Source organism: Devosia sp. Root436, assembly GCF_001426345.1.
Taxonomy (GTDB): Bacteria; Pseudomonadota; Alphaproteobacteria; order Rhizobiales; family Devosiaceae; genus Devosia.
In genome coordinates this window covers 390,691-404,076 of the sequence record NZ_LMEM01000010.1, presented here as the reverse complement: position 1 = coordinate 404,076, position 13,386 = coordinate 390,691, and the positions used below count along the sequence as shown (strand labels likewise).

Below are 13,386 nucleotides of genomic sequence, written 5' to 3'. Positions count from 1 at the left end.
CCGCACCGGCCGAGACTGCCCCCATGGTCGATTCCGCCTTTGCCACCGACGAATTCATCCGTGCCCAGCTTGCCGCCTGGCAGCGTGAACTGGGCTCGGTGCGCCGGCTGTCGGCCAATACGCTCGAAGCCTATGGCCGCGATGTCGACCAGTTCCTGAGCTTTCTGGCCGGTCATGCCGGCGGGCCGGTGACGCTGGCGACGCTGAAAGAGCTGCGGGGCGCCGATATCCGGGCCTTCATGGCGCAGCGCCGCAGCGAGAGCCTGGGCTCGCGCTCGCTGGCGCGGGTGCTGTCGGCGCTCAAGAGCTTTTTCCGCTTTCTCGAGCGCGAAGGCGTGGTGGCGAGCGAGGCGCTCAATGTCATCCGCACCCCCAAATTGCCCAAGAGCCTGCCCAAGGCGCTGACCGTGATCGAAGCGCGGCAAACCATTGCCGCGACTGAGCAAATGGAGGAGGAGCGCCCCTGGGTGGCGGCGCGCGACATGGCGGTGCTGGCGCTGTGCTATGGCGCGGGCCTGCGTATTTCCGAAGCGCTGGCGCTGACCTCGGGAGACCTCGAAGCCCAGGTTCTGCGGATCACCGGCAAGGGCGGCAAGACCAGGCTGGTACCGCTGATCGAGGCGGTGCGACGGTCGATCGACCTCTATCTGGAGCTCTGTCCCTTCAAGTCCTGGCCCGAGGAGCCGCTGTTCCGCGGCGTCAAGGGCGGGGTGCTGTCGCCGCGGCTGATCCAGATGCGGATGGTACAGCTGCGCAGCGCGCTGGGCCTGCCGCCCTCGGCCACGCCGCATGCGTTAAGGCATTCATTTGCAACGCATTTATTGAGCCGGGGCGGCGATTTACGCGCCATCCAGGAACTGCTGGGTCACGCCAGCCTCTCGACCACGCAGATCTATACGGCGGTGGATACCGACCGCTTGCTCGAGAGCTACCGCAAGGCGCATCCGCGCGGCTAGATGTCAGCACACTGTTAGCATTTGTGTCACCACCCCCACCGAACGGTTAGCGCTTTCGCCGCCTTGTGCGACACGCCTTTGCAGTCCTATCAACAGGTTATGACTGTCACCGCGCCCGCCAGCATCAACGACCCCGTCGGCTACGGCCTTGCCGTGGCGGGGGCGATCCTGTTTTCCACCAAAGGCATTTTCATCAAGCTCGCCTATGGGCTCGGCGTCTCTACCGAAATGCTGCTGAGCCTGCGCATGCTGGTGGCCTTGCCGGTCTACCTGGTCATTCTGCTCACCATCATCAGGCGGGGGGACAAGTTCGTCGGCGCGCTGACGCCCAGGCTGGTGCTGTCGAGCATGGCCATCGGCATCCTGGGCTATTACTTGTCGAGCTATCTCGATTTCCTCGGGCTCAATCACGTCACCGCCCAATATGAGCGGCTGGTGCTGTTCACCTATCCGTTCTTCGTGGTGCTGTTCGGTGTCTGGTTCTTCGGCGACCGCATGGTCTGGGGCGTGGTACCTTCCATGCTGGTGAGCTATGGCGGGCTGCTGGTGATCTTCGGCTGGAACCTGGCTGTCGACCCCGACGGCATCGTCATCGGCACCCTGCTGGTGCTGGGCTCGGCCATCACCTTCGCGATCTACCAGCACCTGGCCAAAAGACAGATGCTGGTGCTGGGCTCGGCGCTGTTCACCTGCATCGGCATGTCGACGGCGGCGGTCTGCGCCATTGCACAGAACCTGATCATCGCGGGTCCGCAAAGCTACCTGGCGCTGAGCCCCCAGCTCTGGGCCTATGGGCTGGCCCTGGGCGTGCTGGGCACCGTATTGCCCAGCTTCCTGATGAATGCCGGCATGGCGCGGATCGGGGCGCGGGCCACCTCCTCCACCGCCGCCTTCGGGCCGGTGGTGACAATTGTCATTGCCGTCATCGTGCTTTCCGAACCCTTCACCCTGTTTCATGGGGTGGGCACGGCGCTGGTTCTGCTAGGATCGGTGCTGTTTGCCCGCGCCGAGCGACGGGCGCGGCAGGCCAGCTGAATCTTTCGGTGGTGGCTTTTGGCCGCCGCAAAGCCGCTGTAATGTCCAGCCACGACTTGCGGCATACATCTGGGAAGGGACGACCGATGAACGCGTTGCAAAAGGTTTTGGGGGGAGCGGTGCTGGCCGTGGTGCTGGCCGCCGGATTGGCGGCTCCGGCCATGGCGCAAAAGCTCGACAACAAGAAAAACCCGCCGCCAGTCACCACCGCCGTTACCGGCGATATCGACTTCGGCGACGATTCGAGCCAGTGGTCCAACGACGGCGAATGCGACGATCCGCGCTTCGAGGGCGCCGGATCGGCTGCCGAACTGGTCGATGCCGATATCCGCAAGGACGCCACCGACTGCCGTACGGCCTTCGAAGCCGGCACGGTGGCACTGGCCGGCGGCGCAACCACGCCCGTCGCCGCCGATATCGACTTCGGCGACAATTCCAGCCAGTGGTCCAATGACGGCGAATGCGACGATCCACGCTTCGAGGGCGCCGGCTCGGCCGCCGAACTGGTCGATGCCGATATCCTCAAGGACGCCAATGATTGCCGCGCCGCGCTCGAGGCCGGTACCGTGACATTCAAGCAGGGCGGCACCACGCCCGCCGACGTGACCATTGCCACGGCGATCGACGCCATCGACTTCGGCGACGACAGCAGCGAATGGAACAATGACGGCGAATGCGACGATCCGCGCTTCGAAGGCACCGGCTCGGCCGCCGAAACCATCGATGCCGACCTGCGCAAGGACGCCACCGACTGCCGCGCCGCCTATGCCGCCGGCACGGTGACGCTCAAGGATGCCGGCGCCGCGACCACGACGACGGCCGCCATCGACTTCGGCGACAATTCCAGCGAATGGGCCAATGATGGCGAATGCGACGACCCGCGCTTCCAGGGCACCGGCTCGGCCGCCGAACTGGTCGATGCCGATATCCTCAAGGACGCCACCGACTGCCAGGCGGCCTATGATGCCGGCACGGTGAGCTTTGTCGGCGGCTCGGCCACGGCCGATATCGCCTATGGCGACGATACCAGCCAGTGGTCCAAGGACGGCGAATGCGACGATCCACGCTTTTCGGGCACCGGCGTTGCCGGCGAACTGCTCGATGCCGATCTCGGCCATGACGCCACCGACTGCCGCGCCGCGGTCGAAGCCGGCACCGCCACCTATAATGGCGAAAGCCCCACGACCCCGGTTGCCGCATTCGACTATGGCAGCGACTGGAGCAAATGGGCCAATGACGGCGAATGCGACGACCTGCGCTTCATGGGCGAAGGTACCGACAAGAAGCTTCTGACCGATGACCTCTATGGCGACGCCACCGACTGCAAGGCCCTGGAAGCCGAAGGCAGGGTGACGATCCGCAAGGTCTATTCGCCCGAATATGCCGCCGGCGCCCCTTATGACAGCAGCCATATCGAGTTCGGCGATAATAGCTCCGACTATGCCAATGACGACCGCTGTGACGACCCGCGCTTCGAAGGCCCGAACGCAGCCTCGGTGCTGCTGGAAAGCGACGAGTATCACGACAGCGTCGACTGCAAGGCCGCCTATGAGGCAGGGACCATCATCCTGACCAGCGAAGCCGGGCTATAGGCCCGACGACAGGGACGGATTTATGCGGCGGGGTGAAAGCCCCGCCGTTTTTGTTGGAGCGGAAGTCACCTCTCCCCTGAGGGGAGAGGTCGACCCGAAGGGTCGGGTGAGGGGTTCAGTGCCGCTTTAGGCATCTCACCCTCCACCAGCGCTGAACCCCTCACCCCACCCTCTCCCCTCAGGGGAGAGGGAGCCCACGCTCAAGGAACTCTAATCATTACCGGCTGCGCAGCAGATAGAGGGTGCCGGGGACCGGCACGTCGATTTCCTGGCGGATGATCAGCGCCTTTTGCTCCACGATGCTGAAATCGAATGCCTCGGCGAGGCCGGCGATATAGGCGTGCGAATGGACGAAGCGGCCGGAGCTGCGGATGTCCACCTCCCCCTGATCGGCGACTTCCACCGAAAAGGCGAAAAGCCCCTTTGGCGCGAGGCGGGCCTTTACCGCGGCAAAGGCGGCTTCGAGCCGGCCGATATAGATGAACACATCGGCTGCCGTCGCCAGATCATAGGGGCCGGCAAAGCCGGCATCCCTGTTAAGGATATCGGTCGCGTCCCCTTCCCTGAGGGTTCGGTAAATCCCGCGATCCGCCGCCTTGGCCAGCATCCTGGGCGACAGGTCCACCCCGTCGATCGCGGCGACTCGCGCGCCCAAGGCCGCGCCGACGAGACCGGTGCCGCAGCCCAGATCCACCGCGCTGGCGATAGCGTCGCCCGCATAGCGGGTGCCGACAAGTTCGGCGATTTCTTCGGGGATGCGATAGCCCAGCTTGCCGGTGAGATGGAGGTCGAACTGCTCGGCATAGGAATCGAACAGTGCCGGGACATACCCCTCCGGCGCAACCGGCGCCGCGTCGGCCAGGGCCGCCAGCATATAGGTGGCGAACTGGTCATCGGGATTGATCTTGAGCGCCTTGCGGAAACTCTTGAGCGCATTACCGCGCTGATCGAGATCGAGTTGCACCAGCCCCAGCCCGCGATAGGCGGCGCCCGAATTGGGGCTGAGCTGCAGGGCTTTCGTATAGACACCGGCCGCCTTGACGGGCTGTCCCGATTTGGCGAACGCCTGCCCCAGGCCCACCAGGATGCGGGTCGTGCCCGGCGAGCTGGCCGCCGCGCGCTCGAGGCTGCCGATGGCCATATCCAGCGCACCGAGCTCCAGCGCCAGCATGCCCATCATGTAGAGGGCGCCGGCATGATTTGGGTCGGTTTTGAGAATGTCGTTGCAGGCATGCAGGGCCTCGGGGATTTTCCCTTCATCCCACAGCTTCTGCGTCCGGTTAAGGACGATTCCCGCTTCCAGCGCCTGGACGGGATTGGCAGTTGGCGGAAGCTGGGACGCCCCCTGGCGCAAGCGTGACGGCACAGCGGCGAACTCCTGGTATTTGCCGAGACCCGGCAAACGAGGCAGTCGTCCGTCCCGTTGCGTCAGGTCGCCTTTGTCGATGGCGGACTAGGCTGCCTTGCGTTCTACCATCATTTTCTTGATTTCGGCGATGGCCTTGGCCGGGTTGAGGCCCTTGGGGCAGACCTTGGCGCAGTTCATGATGGTGTGGCAGCGATAGAGCTTGAACGGGTCCTCGAGGTCGTCGAGCCGTTCCTGCGTGGTCTCGTCACGCGAATCGATCAGCCAGCGATAGGCCTGCAGCAGGGCTGCCGGGCCGAGATACTTTTCGCCATTCCACCAATAGCTCGGGCACGAGGTGGAGCAGCAGGCGCAGAGAATGCACTCATAGAGCCCGTCGAGCTTGGCGCGCTGCGGCACCGACTGGGTCCATTCCTTGTCCGGGGTCGGCGAGGTGGTCTTGAGCCAGGGCTCGATGGCGCGGTGCTGGGCATAGAAGGTGGTGAGGTCGGGCACCAGGTCCTTGACCACGGGCATATGCGGCAGCGGGTAGATCTTGATGGGGCCGGTGGAGTCATCCATGCCCTTGGTGCAGGCCAGGGTGTTGAGCCCGTTGATATTCATCGAGCAGGAGCCGCAGATGCCCTCGCGGCAGGAGCGGCGCAGGGTCAGGGTCGGATCGACCTTGTTCTTGATCCAGAGCAGGCCGTCCAGGATCATCGGGCCGCAATCGTCGAGGTCGACGAAATAGGTGTCGATGCGCGGATTGGCGCCCTGGTCGGGATCGTAGCGATAGATGTGATACTCGCGCAGCCGGCTGGCATTGGCGGGCTTGGGCCAGGTCTTGCCCTTTACGGGGCGATCGGCCTTGGGGAGCATCAGTTCGACCATTTTTGGTCCTTTCCTAAGCGCCGCTCAACCGGCACTGAATTTGTTTCAACCGCAGCGTCATTCCCGCGAAAGCGGGAATGACGTGGTGGGTGAAGCGGACGTCCTTCATCAGTAGTTCAATCCGCAGGCCCGATTGGATTCCTGGAGGTATCGAGCGCGGGCGCCCGCGACGTCGTCGGGTTCGCCGACGGCCCCGCCCTTCATCCCGGCGATGACGTATCCCATCATCCGCTCGTCGATCAGCGTCATCGCCGCATCGGCCTTGCAGGAACACAAGGTGTCATTCTGCGCGATACCCATGCAGACCGCGTAAAATTCATCCTTTTGCGCCTGGGTCGGCGCAGCGAAGGCGGGGGCGGTCAGCAGCAGCAGGGCGGCGAAAGCGAGAGGCGTGCGCATCAATAGACCCTCGCCTTGGGCGCGATCTTCTTGAGGTCGATGCCGCCTTCGCTTTGCGCCGTCAGCGGATCGACATGCACGGGCCGGTAGCCGAGGCGGACGGCGCCGGTGTCGGTATCGATCCAGCTCAGCGTGTGCTTGCGCCAGTTTTCGTCGTCGCGGGAGGGGAAATCCTCGTGGGCATGGGCGCCGCGGCTTTCGTGGCGGGCTTCGGCCGAGACGACGGTCACCATGGCATTGGCCATGAGGTTTTCGAGCTCGAGCGTTTCGACCAGGTCGGTATTCCAGATCAGGCTGCGATCGGTGACCTGCACGTCCTTGAGGCGGGAATAGATCTCGCTCATGCCTTTGACGCCGCTCTTGAGCGAGGCGCCGGTGCGGAACACGGCGGCATCGGCCTGCATGGTGCGCTGCATCTCGTCGCGCAGCTTGGCGGTGGGCTGGGAGCCGGCCGCATTGCGCAGGCGATCGAGGCGGGCCAGGATCTTCGCATCCTGTGCCGCATTGATGCCGGGGATCGGTGCCGATTTATCCACCACCTTGCCGGCGCGGATGGCAGCGGCGCGGCCGAAGACCACGAGGTCGGTGAGCGAGTTGGAGCCCAGGCGGTTGGCGCCATGCACCGACGCGCAGGCCGCTTCGCCCACGGCCATCAGGCCCGGCACGATCCGGTCGGGATTGTCCGGCGTCGGGTCGAGCACTTCGCCATGATAATTGGCAGGGATGCCGCCCATATTGTAGTGCACCGTCGGCAGCACCGGGATCGGCTCGCGCGTCAGGTCGACGCCGGCAAAGATTTTTGCCGATTCGGTAATGCCCGGCAGGCGCTCATGCAGCACTTTTGGGTCGAGGTGGTCCAAATGCAGGTAGATGTGGTCCTTCTTAGGACCAACGCCCCGCCCTTCGCGGATTTCGAGCGTCATGCAGCGGGAAACGACGTCGCGCGACGCCAGGTCCTTGGCATTGGGGGCATAGCGCTCCATGAAGCGCTCGCCCTCCGAATTGGTGAGGTAACCGCCTTCGCCGCGCGCGCCTTCGGTGATCAGCACGCCGGCGCCATAGATGCCGGTGGGGTGGAACTGGACAAATTCCATGTCCTGCAGCGGCAGCCCGGCGCGGGCAACCATGCCATTTCCGTCGCCGGTGCAGGTATGGGCCGAGGTGGCGGAGAAATAGGAGCGGCCATAGCCGCCGGTGGCCAGCACCACGAGCTTGGCGCGGAAGCGGTGCAGCGTGCCGTCGTCGAGCTTCCAGGCGATGACGCCCTGGCATTCGCCGTTATCGCCCATGATCAGGTCGAGCGCGAAATATTCGATGAAGAACTGCGCGTCGTTGCGCAGCGACTGGCCGTAGAGGGTGTGCAGGATCGCGTGGCCGGTGCGGTCGGCGGCGGCGCAGGTGCGCTGCACCGGCGGGCCTTCGCCGAATTCGGTCATGTGGCCGCCGAAGGGGCGCTGGTAGATCTTGCCTTCATTGGTGCGCGAAAACGGCACGCCGTAATGCTCGAGCTCATAGATGGCCGCCGGCGCCTCGCGCGCGAGATATTCCATGGCGTCATTGTCGCCCAGCCAGTCCGACCCCTTGACGGTGTCGTACATGTGCCACTGCCAGGAATCCGGCCCCATATTCTGCAGCGAGGCGGCAATGCCGCCCTGCGCCGCCACGGTGTGGCTGCGGGTGGGGAAGACCTTGGTGATGCAGGCGGTGTTGAAGCCCTGTTCGGCCATGCCGAGCGTGGCGCGCAGGCCCGCGCCGCCGGCGCCGACCACCACCACGTCGAATTCGTGGTCGATGAGTTCGTAAGTGGCCATCGGCTAACCCCAGAAGACGAGCTTGAGAAGCGCGGCGACCCCGGCCACCGCGACGAGAATGCAGAACAAGGTGTTGAGCAGCATCAGCAGGCGATAGAGGCTGCCCGCGAAATAATCTTCCAGCACATCGCGCATGCCGTTGCGCATGTGGATGGCCACGATCACCAGCAAAACCGCCAGCGGCAGGCCGATCCAGCCATTGCCCAGCACCGCCACCATATCGAGCCGGTCCTGCCCGGCCAGCCGCACCACGACGAAGAGCAGCAAGACCAGGAAGGCGATATTGATCGCCCCGGTCAGCCGCTGGGTGATGAAATGACGGGTCGAGGCCTTCTTGTTGCCATAGGCCGTCTTGGGATTGGCGACCATGTCGCGGGTGATGACGGTTTCGCGCATCATGCCATCCAGACGAAAACGGTCCAGACCAACAGGGTCAGGACGATGGAACCGATCAGATTGGCCCAGGCCAGCGCCTCGCGCTGCCCCGGCTCCATGCCGATGATGAAATCCCAGATGAAGTGGCGCAGGCCACCCAGCATGTGGTGGATCAGGCTCCAGGTGAAGCCGAACAGCACGAGCTGGCCGAACCAGGAGCCATAAATGTCATTGACCGCATTGAGCGGTTCCTGCCCCCAGGCGGCGGCCCCGAGCCAGAGCGCCAGCAGCGCCATGCCGGCATAATTGGCGATGCCGGTGGCGCGATGGACGATCGACATCGTCATCGTGATGGTCCAGCGGTAGATTTGCAGATGCGGAGAAAGGGGGCGGGAGCGAACCGTCATGAAGCCTCGCTGGCATGCGGCTTGGCCGCTCGCAGTTTGGAATGGTTCGGGACTTCTAGCGCCCAAAGGTTACAAAATCAAAGCGTCCGCCTGCGACTTTTGGCGCATGTCGCACTTTGTTCGTATGGCGCACTCGATGTGCGCGGAACGCAGAGGAACGGCACGACCAAGCACGCTTGGATGCGTCGGGCGTTTCCGGCAGTCGGGCCCGAAACCGCAAGATCGGTCGAGCGCGCCGAGGACCAGGGCAGCTAGATGACGCCGCCACGGAGAACGGGACGATGACGACGCCGCTTCAAAATTACCAGGCCCGGATGCAGCGGGTGCTGGACCATATCGACCAGCAGCTCGATGGCGATCTGGACCTGGAAACGGTGAGCCGGGTTGCCGCCTTCTCGAAATTTCATTTCCACCGGCAGTTCACGGCGACCTTCGGATTGTCCGTGCACCGCTATGTCCAGCTGGCCCGTATGAAGCGCGCTTCGCACCGGCTGGCTTCGGAGGGCGCCGCAAGCGTCACCGATATCGCGATGGATGCCGGTTACGACGCGCCCGACGCCTTCGCCCGCGCCTTTCGGCAACGGCTGGGGCAATCGCCGTCCGCGTTCCGGAAGTCTCCCGATTGGGGGTCGTGGCTTATGGCCTTCGGGCCACTCGACATAGCAAGGAACACCCTCATGCAGATAATCTTTGACGATAACGACGTGACGATCCACGAGGTGCCCCCGACGCCGGTGGCGATGATCGAACACCGGGGCGAGCGGACAACCATCGCCGATACCCGCCAGCACTTCATTGCCTGGCGCAAGGCGGCCGGCCTGTCGCCCGAAACCAGTCCCACCTACATGGTCTTCCGGTCCGAGCGGGAGCCCGCGAACCCCGCCGATTACAGCATGGACCTGTGTGTCGGGACCGACCTGCCGGTCGGTCCGAACGACGAGCGGGTGAAAGCCGGCATGATTCCCGGCGGTCGCTGCGCGGTGCTGCGCTATCCCGGCAATACCAACAACCTGGAGCCCGCCGCGCTCTATCTCTATCGCGACTGGCTTCCGGCCAGCGGCGAGGAAGCCCGCGACTTCCCGATGTACAGCAAGCGCTGGCTCTCCCGCATTCCGGAGGTGCAGGCCCATGAAGTGGTGGTGGAACTGTATCTGCCGCTGAAATAGCGCCCGGCGGATAGCGGCCTCCGGACTATCGTGGCCAATCTCGACGACGAAAGCGCGCCGAACCTGAAGGCATTGCAACGAAACTGCCCCCGGATCGACCCGGGGGCAGTTCCATGGCCGGCGGATGTAGCCGGATCAGTTCCACTTGATCGGCAGGTCGGGGAGATCGATGCCACCGCCGCCATTGCCATTGTCGAGCGGCAGGTCGGGCAACTTGAAACCGCCGCCTTTCTTGATCGCGCCGGACGAGCCGCCGACGGCCTCGGCATCCTGCATGCCGATGATGCGGTTGACGGCGACCTGGCCCTCGATGCCCGGCCATTCGCAACGGGCGATATTGAGCGTCATGAAGCTGCAGACGATGGTGGTTTCCGGGGTCTGGCAAGCCAGCGTCGGGTTGGCGGCGGCGATGGCGCCGCCCTGGGCGATACAGCGGCTGGCGAAAAGTTCGGGGTGGATATCGACCGAACGGGTGGCGGCCTGGGCCGGCATTGCGGCAGCGAAGCCGGCAATCGAGGCGATTGCGAAAGCGAAGGCGAAGGTCTTGTTGGACATGATAGTTTCCCTTTTGAAGCGTGCGGCGCCGTGGTGGCCGCCGCTGGTGGGAGGGCTTCTAGCGACCCCCACTTCACTCCGCCGTGAACTGCGCGTTTAGCTGCCATTCAGGATTGCGGGCTGGCCGAAAGGCCTGGTTTAGGGCAGAAGACCGACGATCAAGGAGCCCGCATGACCGAACCCGTCACGATTCTGAGCGTCACCCCGCTGGCCCATGGCTGGGGGCGGCTGGACCGCTACGAGGTCGACCATATCAGGCGCGACGGCACGCGGCAGACCGTGCAGCGCGAGGTTTACGACCATGGCAGCGCCGCCGCCGTTCTGCTGTTCGCCCCGGCCGCGCGCACCCTGATCCTGACGCGCCAGTTTCGCCTGCCGGCCCAGGTCAACGGCGATCCGGCCTGGCTGATCGAGGCGCCTGCCGGCCTGCTCGACGGCGAGCTACCCGAAATTGCCGCCCGCCGCGAGGCCATGGAGGAAACCGGCTACGCCCCCGAAACCATGATCTTCCTGTTCGACGCCTATATGAGCCCCGGCTCGGTGACCGAAAAATGCGCCTGCTTCCTTGGCCGCTACACGCCGGGCCAGCAGGCCGCGAGCGGCGGCGGGCTGGCCGAGGAAGGCGAGGATATCGAAGTGTTCGAGCTTGGCCTCGACGAAGCCCTGGCCATGGTGAAGGCGGGCAGCATCGTCGACGGCAAGACGATATTGATGCTGCAGGCGCTGGCGCTCAGACTGGCGGCGGGGGGGGCGGTTTAGGCAGCCATGCACGAAAGCAGGCTCCGGGCGGATGAGGATTGCTTCCACTGGCATTAAAGCATGGGCGAGCGCAGCACCCCTCACCCGGTAATTTCCTCTGAACGAGGAAATTGCCGCCCTCTCCCTCAAGGGGCGAGGGGGAACACCACGCCTGGCAGGACTAGAAATCCACCAGCTTCTTGTCCGGGTCGTAGGGCTGGTCCCTGGCGATGCGGGTCACGGCCTGGCCGGCCTTCATCTTTTTTGAGAAGCCGTCATAGGCATAAGTGGGCGAGCCGTGGAGCTGCCAGCCTTCGCTCAGGGCCTTGGTAACCTTGTGGCAGAAAGCGGCGTCGTCCTCGCCGGTGAGGAAGCGGTAGATGAGCATGCATGGCCCCGATGCGCGGCACGGCGTTCGCCGCAGTTGATCTCGACCGATCTTAGCGCTAATCGAAATGCCATGCACAGCTTTCCCGACTACCTGCTCCAGGGTCACGCCAACTTCATGGCGGGCCGCTATTCCCGAGAGAAGGACCGGATTCGCGACTTGGCCGCCGAGGGCCAGAACCCGTCCACCATGATCATCGCCTGCTGCGACAGCCGCGCCGCGCCCGAAATGATCTTCGACGCTGGACCCGGCGAGATGTTCGTGTTGCGCAACGTGGCCAACCTGGTGCCGACCTACCAGCCCGATGCCGGCCAGCACGGCACTTCGGCCGGCATCGAATTTGCGGTCAAGGCGCTCAACATCGCCAATATCGTTATCATGGGGCATGGCCGCTGCGGCGGCATCAAGGCCGCGCTGGCACCCGATGCCGCGCCGCTCGATGCCGGCGACTTCATCGGCAAGTGGATGGCCATGCTCGGCGAATTGCCCGGCCAGCTCGGCAAGAACAGCCTGATGACGCAAAGCGAGCGCCAGACGGCCCTCGAGCGCATATCGATTCGCAACTCCATCCGCAATCTGCGCACCTTCCCCTATGTCAAAGCGCTCGAAACCGAGGGCAAGCTCGCCCTGCATGGCGCCTGGTTCGATATCTCGACGGGCGAACTCTGGGTGATGGACGCCGATAGCGGCGATTTCGTCCGTCCCAATCTCTGACGCCGGCGCCGTTGGACTTCCGTTTCACTTGCTCGTGAGTGGAAGATAATCCGCTTCACGGCGCCGTGATAGAAAATCATGGCACCGTGTCTTGGCGTTGGTTTTGTGCGTACCAAAATGTCGCAGCGTCAGGCAAATTATTCGCGCAGTATTATTTCATCACGACATTAGATTGAATTGGTAGTCTTGACGATTACATCTGTCTTTTCGTCTGGCGTTACTGCCCGGATTTTGCCGCAGTAAATCCCGACCACCGCCGATTTTCGGGCCCGGACGAGACACATTGGGAAATCATTGTCTGTCTCACGGGCCGCAGGAGAGTGGCTCGTCGGAGACCGGCTAACCGGTCACCGTTTTTCTCCCCAACATTGGAGCTCACCTCCCATGAAGAAGATCATCCTGTCGTCCCTCGTCGTTCTCGGCCTTTCGACCGCCGCGTTCGCCCAGGCTGCCACCGATTTCGCGACCGTTGATGCGGATGCCAGCGGCGGCGTATCCCTGGCCGAGGCCCAGGTTGCCTGGCCCCACCTGACCGAAGAGGCCTTCACGGCTGCCGATATCGACGCCAATGGCGATCTGTCCGCCGAAGAATACGACGCACTGGTTGCCGCTTCGGCGGCCCCGGCTGTCCCGGCCAGCTAATCCCGCTGACGCCCTCCCCCGGGCGTCCCATGAAGCCACCCCACGCCTCCTGGGGTGGCTTCTGTTGTTTCAGGCCGCGGCCGCGGCCGCTATCGGAGTTATTTTCATGCACAAGATTGCCCTGACCCTGGCCATTCTCGGCCTGTCGGCGGGCGCTGCCCTGGCGCAGACCCCGACCAGCTTTGTCGATGTCGATACCGATGCCAATGGCGAGCTGAGCTTTGCCGAACTGCAACTGATCTGGACCGACCTGACCCAGGAAGAGTTCGACAGCGCCGATGCCGATGCCAGCGGGGGCCTGACCCCCGACGAGCTCAACAGCCTGCAGCCGGCGACCTTGCCGGCCACGCCGGAAGCGCCGGCGCAGTAACC

Annotated in this window: 16 protein-coding genes; 8 read left to right on the top strand and 8 right to left on the bottom strand. The window is 64.2% G+C overall.

Annotation, left to right across the window (positions count from 1 at the left end; translation table 11 throughout):
- Positions 1-23: 23 nt before the first annotated feature.
- The 3 genes from ASD04_RS10830 (at position 24) to ASD04_RS19705 (ending at position 3,583) form a co-directional block, all read left to right on the top strand.
- A complete protein-coding gene (locus ASD04_RS10830; RefSeq protein ID WP_056256401.1) occupies positions 24-956 on the top strand; it encodes a tyrosine recombinase XerC in 933 nt (310 codons plus the stop codon).
- A gap of 99 nt (positions 957-1,055) precedes the next feature.
- Positions 1,056-1,991, top strand: a complete 936-nt coding sequence (locus tag ASD04_RS10825) for a DMT family transporter (RefSeq protein WP_056256398.1) — start codon at positions 1,056-1,058, stop codon at positions 1,989-1,991.
- Positions 1,992-2,077: 86 nt separating this feature from the next.
- On the top strand, positions 2,078-3,583 hold the full coding sequence (locus ASD04_RS19705) for a hypothetical protein (RefSeq protein ID WP_056256393.1): 1,506 nt from the start codon (positions 2,078-2,080) through the stop codon (positions 3,581-3,583).
- 217 nt (positions 3,584-3,800) lie between these two features.
- Here the strand turns inward: ASD04_RS19705 and ASD04_RS10815 are convergent, their stop codons facing one another.
- The 6 genes from ASD04_RS10815 to sdhC all read right to left on the bottom strand — a co-directional run bounded on the left by ASD04_RS10815 (position 3,801) and on the right by sdhC (position 8,811).
- Positions 3,801-4,949, bottom strand: a complete 1,149-nt coding sequence (locus ASD04_RS10815; RefSeq protein ID WP_156461207.1) for a tetratricopeptide repeat protein — start codon at positions 4,947-4,949, stop codon at positions 3,801-3,803.
- Positions 4,950-5,036: 87 nt separating this feature from the next.
- Positions 5,037-5,819 (bottom strand): succinate dehydrogenase iron-sulfur subunit, encoded by a 783-nt coding sequence (locus ASD04_RS10810; protein WP_056256388.1) that lies wholly within the window; start codon positions 5,817-5,819, stop codon positions 5,037-5,039.
- A 108-nt stretch (positions 5,820-5,927) separates the two neighbouring features.
- The gene (locus ASD04_RS10805) at positions 5,928-6,218 is read right to left on the bottom strand and encodes a hypothetical protein (protein ID WP_056256385.1); all 291 of its coding nucleotides are present in this window, start codon (positions 6,216-6,218) and stop codon (positions 5,928-5,930) included.
- Entirely contained in the window at positions 6,218-8,029 is a 1,812-nt protein-coding gene (sdhA, locus tag ASD04_RS10800; RefSeq protein WP_056256382.1) for a succinate dehydrogenase flavoprotein subunit, read from the bottom strand. The genes ASD04_RS10805 and sdhA overlap by 1 nt, the downstream gene beginning before the upstream one ends.
- Before the next feature lie 3 nt (positions 8,030-8,032).
- Positions 8,033-8,425: a succinate dehydrogenase, hydrophobic membrane anchor protein gene (sdhD, locus tag ASD04_RS10795; RefSeq protein ID WP_056256380.1), complete on the bottom strand. Its 393-nt coding sequence runs from the start codon at positions 8,423-8,425 to the stop codon at positions 8,033-8,035.
- Positions 8,425-8,811 carry a succinate dehydrogenase, cytochrome b556 subunit gene (gene sdhC / locus ASD04_RS10790; RefSeq protein ID WP_056256377.1) on the bottom strand — a complete coding sequence of 129 codons (387 nt, stop codon included), beginning with the start codon at positions 8,809-8,811 and terminating at the stop codon, positions 8,425-8,427. Before sdhC ends, sdhD begins: the two co-directional genes overlap by 1 nt.
- 281 nt (positions 8,812-9,092) lie before the next feature.
- Here sdhC and ASD04_RS10785 point away from each other — a divergent pair, with 281 nt between their 5' ends.
- Positions 9,093-9,977, top strand: coding sequence for an AraC family transcriptional regulator (locus ASD04_RS10785; protein WP_056256374.1), 885 nt, complete (start codon positions 9,093-9,095; stop codon positions 9,975-9,977).
- Between the two features lie 135 nt (positions 9,978-10,112).
- On the opposite strand, the gene ASD04_RS10780 is transcribed toward ASD04_RS10785, so the two are convergent.
- Positions 10,113-10,532 carry a hypothetical protein gene (locus tag ASD04_RS10780; protein ID WP_056256372.1) on the bottom strand — a complete coding sequence of 140 codons (420 nt, stop codon included), beginning with the start codon at positions 10,530-10,532 and terminating at the stop codon, positions 10,113-10,115.
- 171 nt (positions 10,533-10,703) lie between these two features.
- Between ASD04_RS10780 and ASD04_RS10775 the strand changes: the two genes are divergently transcribed.
- Positions 10,704-11,291, top strand: coding sequence for an NUDIX domain-containing protein (locus tag ASD04_RS10775; RefSeq protein ID WP_056256370.1), 588 nt, complete (start codon positions 10,704-10,706; stop codon positions 11,289-11,291).
- Positions 11,292-11,451: 160 nt separating this feature from the next.
- Here the strand turns inward: ASD04_RS10775 and ASD04_RS10770 are convergent, their stop codons facing one another.
- Positions 11,452-11,658, bottom strand: coding sequence for a DUF1737 domain-containing protein (locus ASD04_RS10770; protein ID WP_056256367.1), 207 nt, complete (start codon positions 11,656-11,658; stop codon positions 11,452-11,454).
- A gap of 72 nt (positions 11,659-11,730) precedes the next feature.
- Here ASD04_RS10770 and ASD04_RS10765 point away from each other — a divergent pair, with 72 nt between their 5' ends.
- The 3 genes from ASD04_RS10765 (at position 11,731) to ASD04_RS10755 (ending at position 13,384) form a co-directional block, all read left to right on the top strand.
- Positions 11,731-12,372 (top strand): carbonic anhydrase, encoded by a 642-nt coding sequence (locus ASD04_RS10765; RefSeq protein WP_056256364.1) that lies wholly within the window; start codon positions 11,731-11,733, stop codon positions 12,370-12,372.
- A gap of 384 nt (positions 12,373-12,756) precedes the next feature.
- Entirely contained in the window at positions 12,757-13,014 is a 258-nt protein-coding gene (locus ASD04_RS10760) for a hypothetical protein (RefSeq protein WP_056256363.1), read from the top strand.
- 106 nt (positions 13,015-13,120) lie between these two features.
- Entirely contained in the window at positions 13,121-13,384 is a 264-nt protein-coding gene (locus tag ASD04_RS10755; RefSeq protein ID WP_056256361.1) for a hypothetical protein, read from the top strand.
- Positions 13,385-13,386 lie beyond the last annotated feature (2 nt).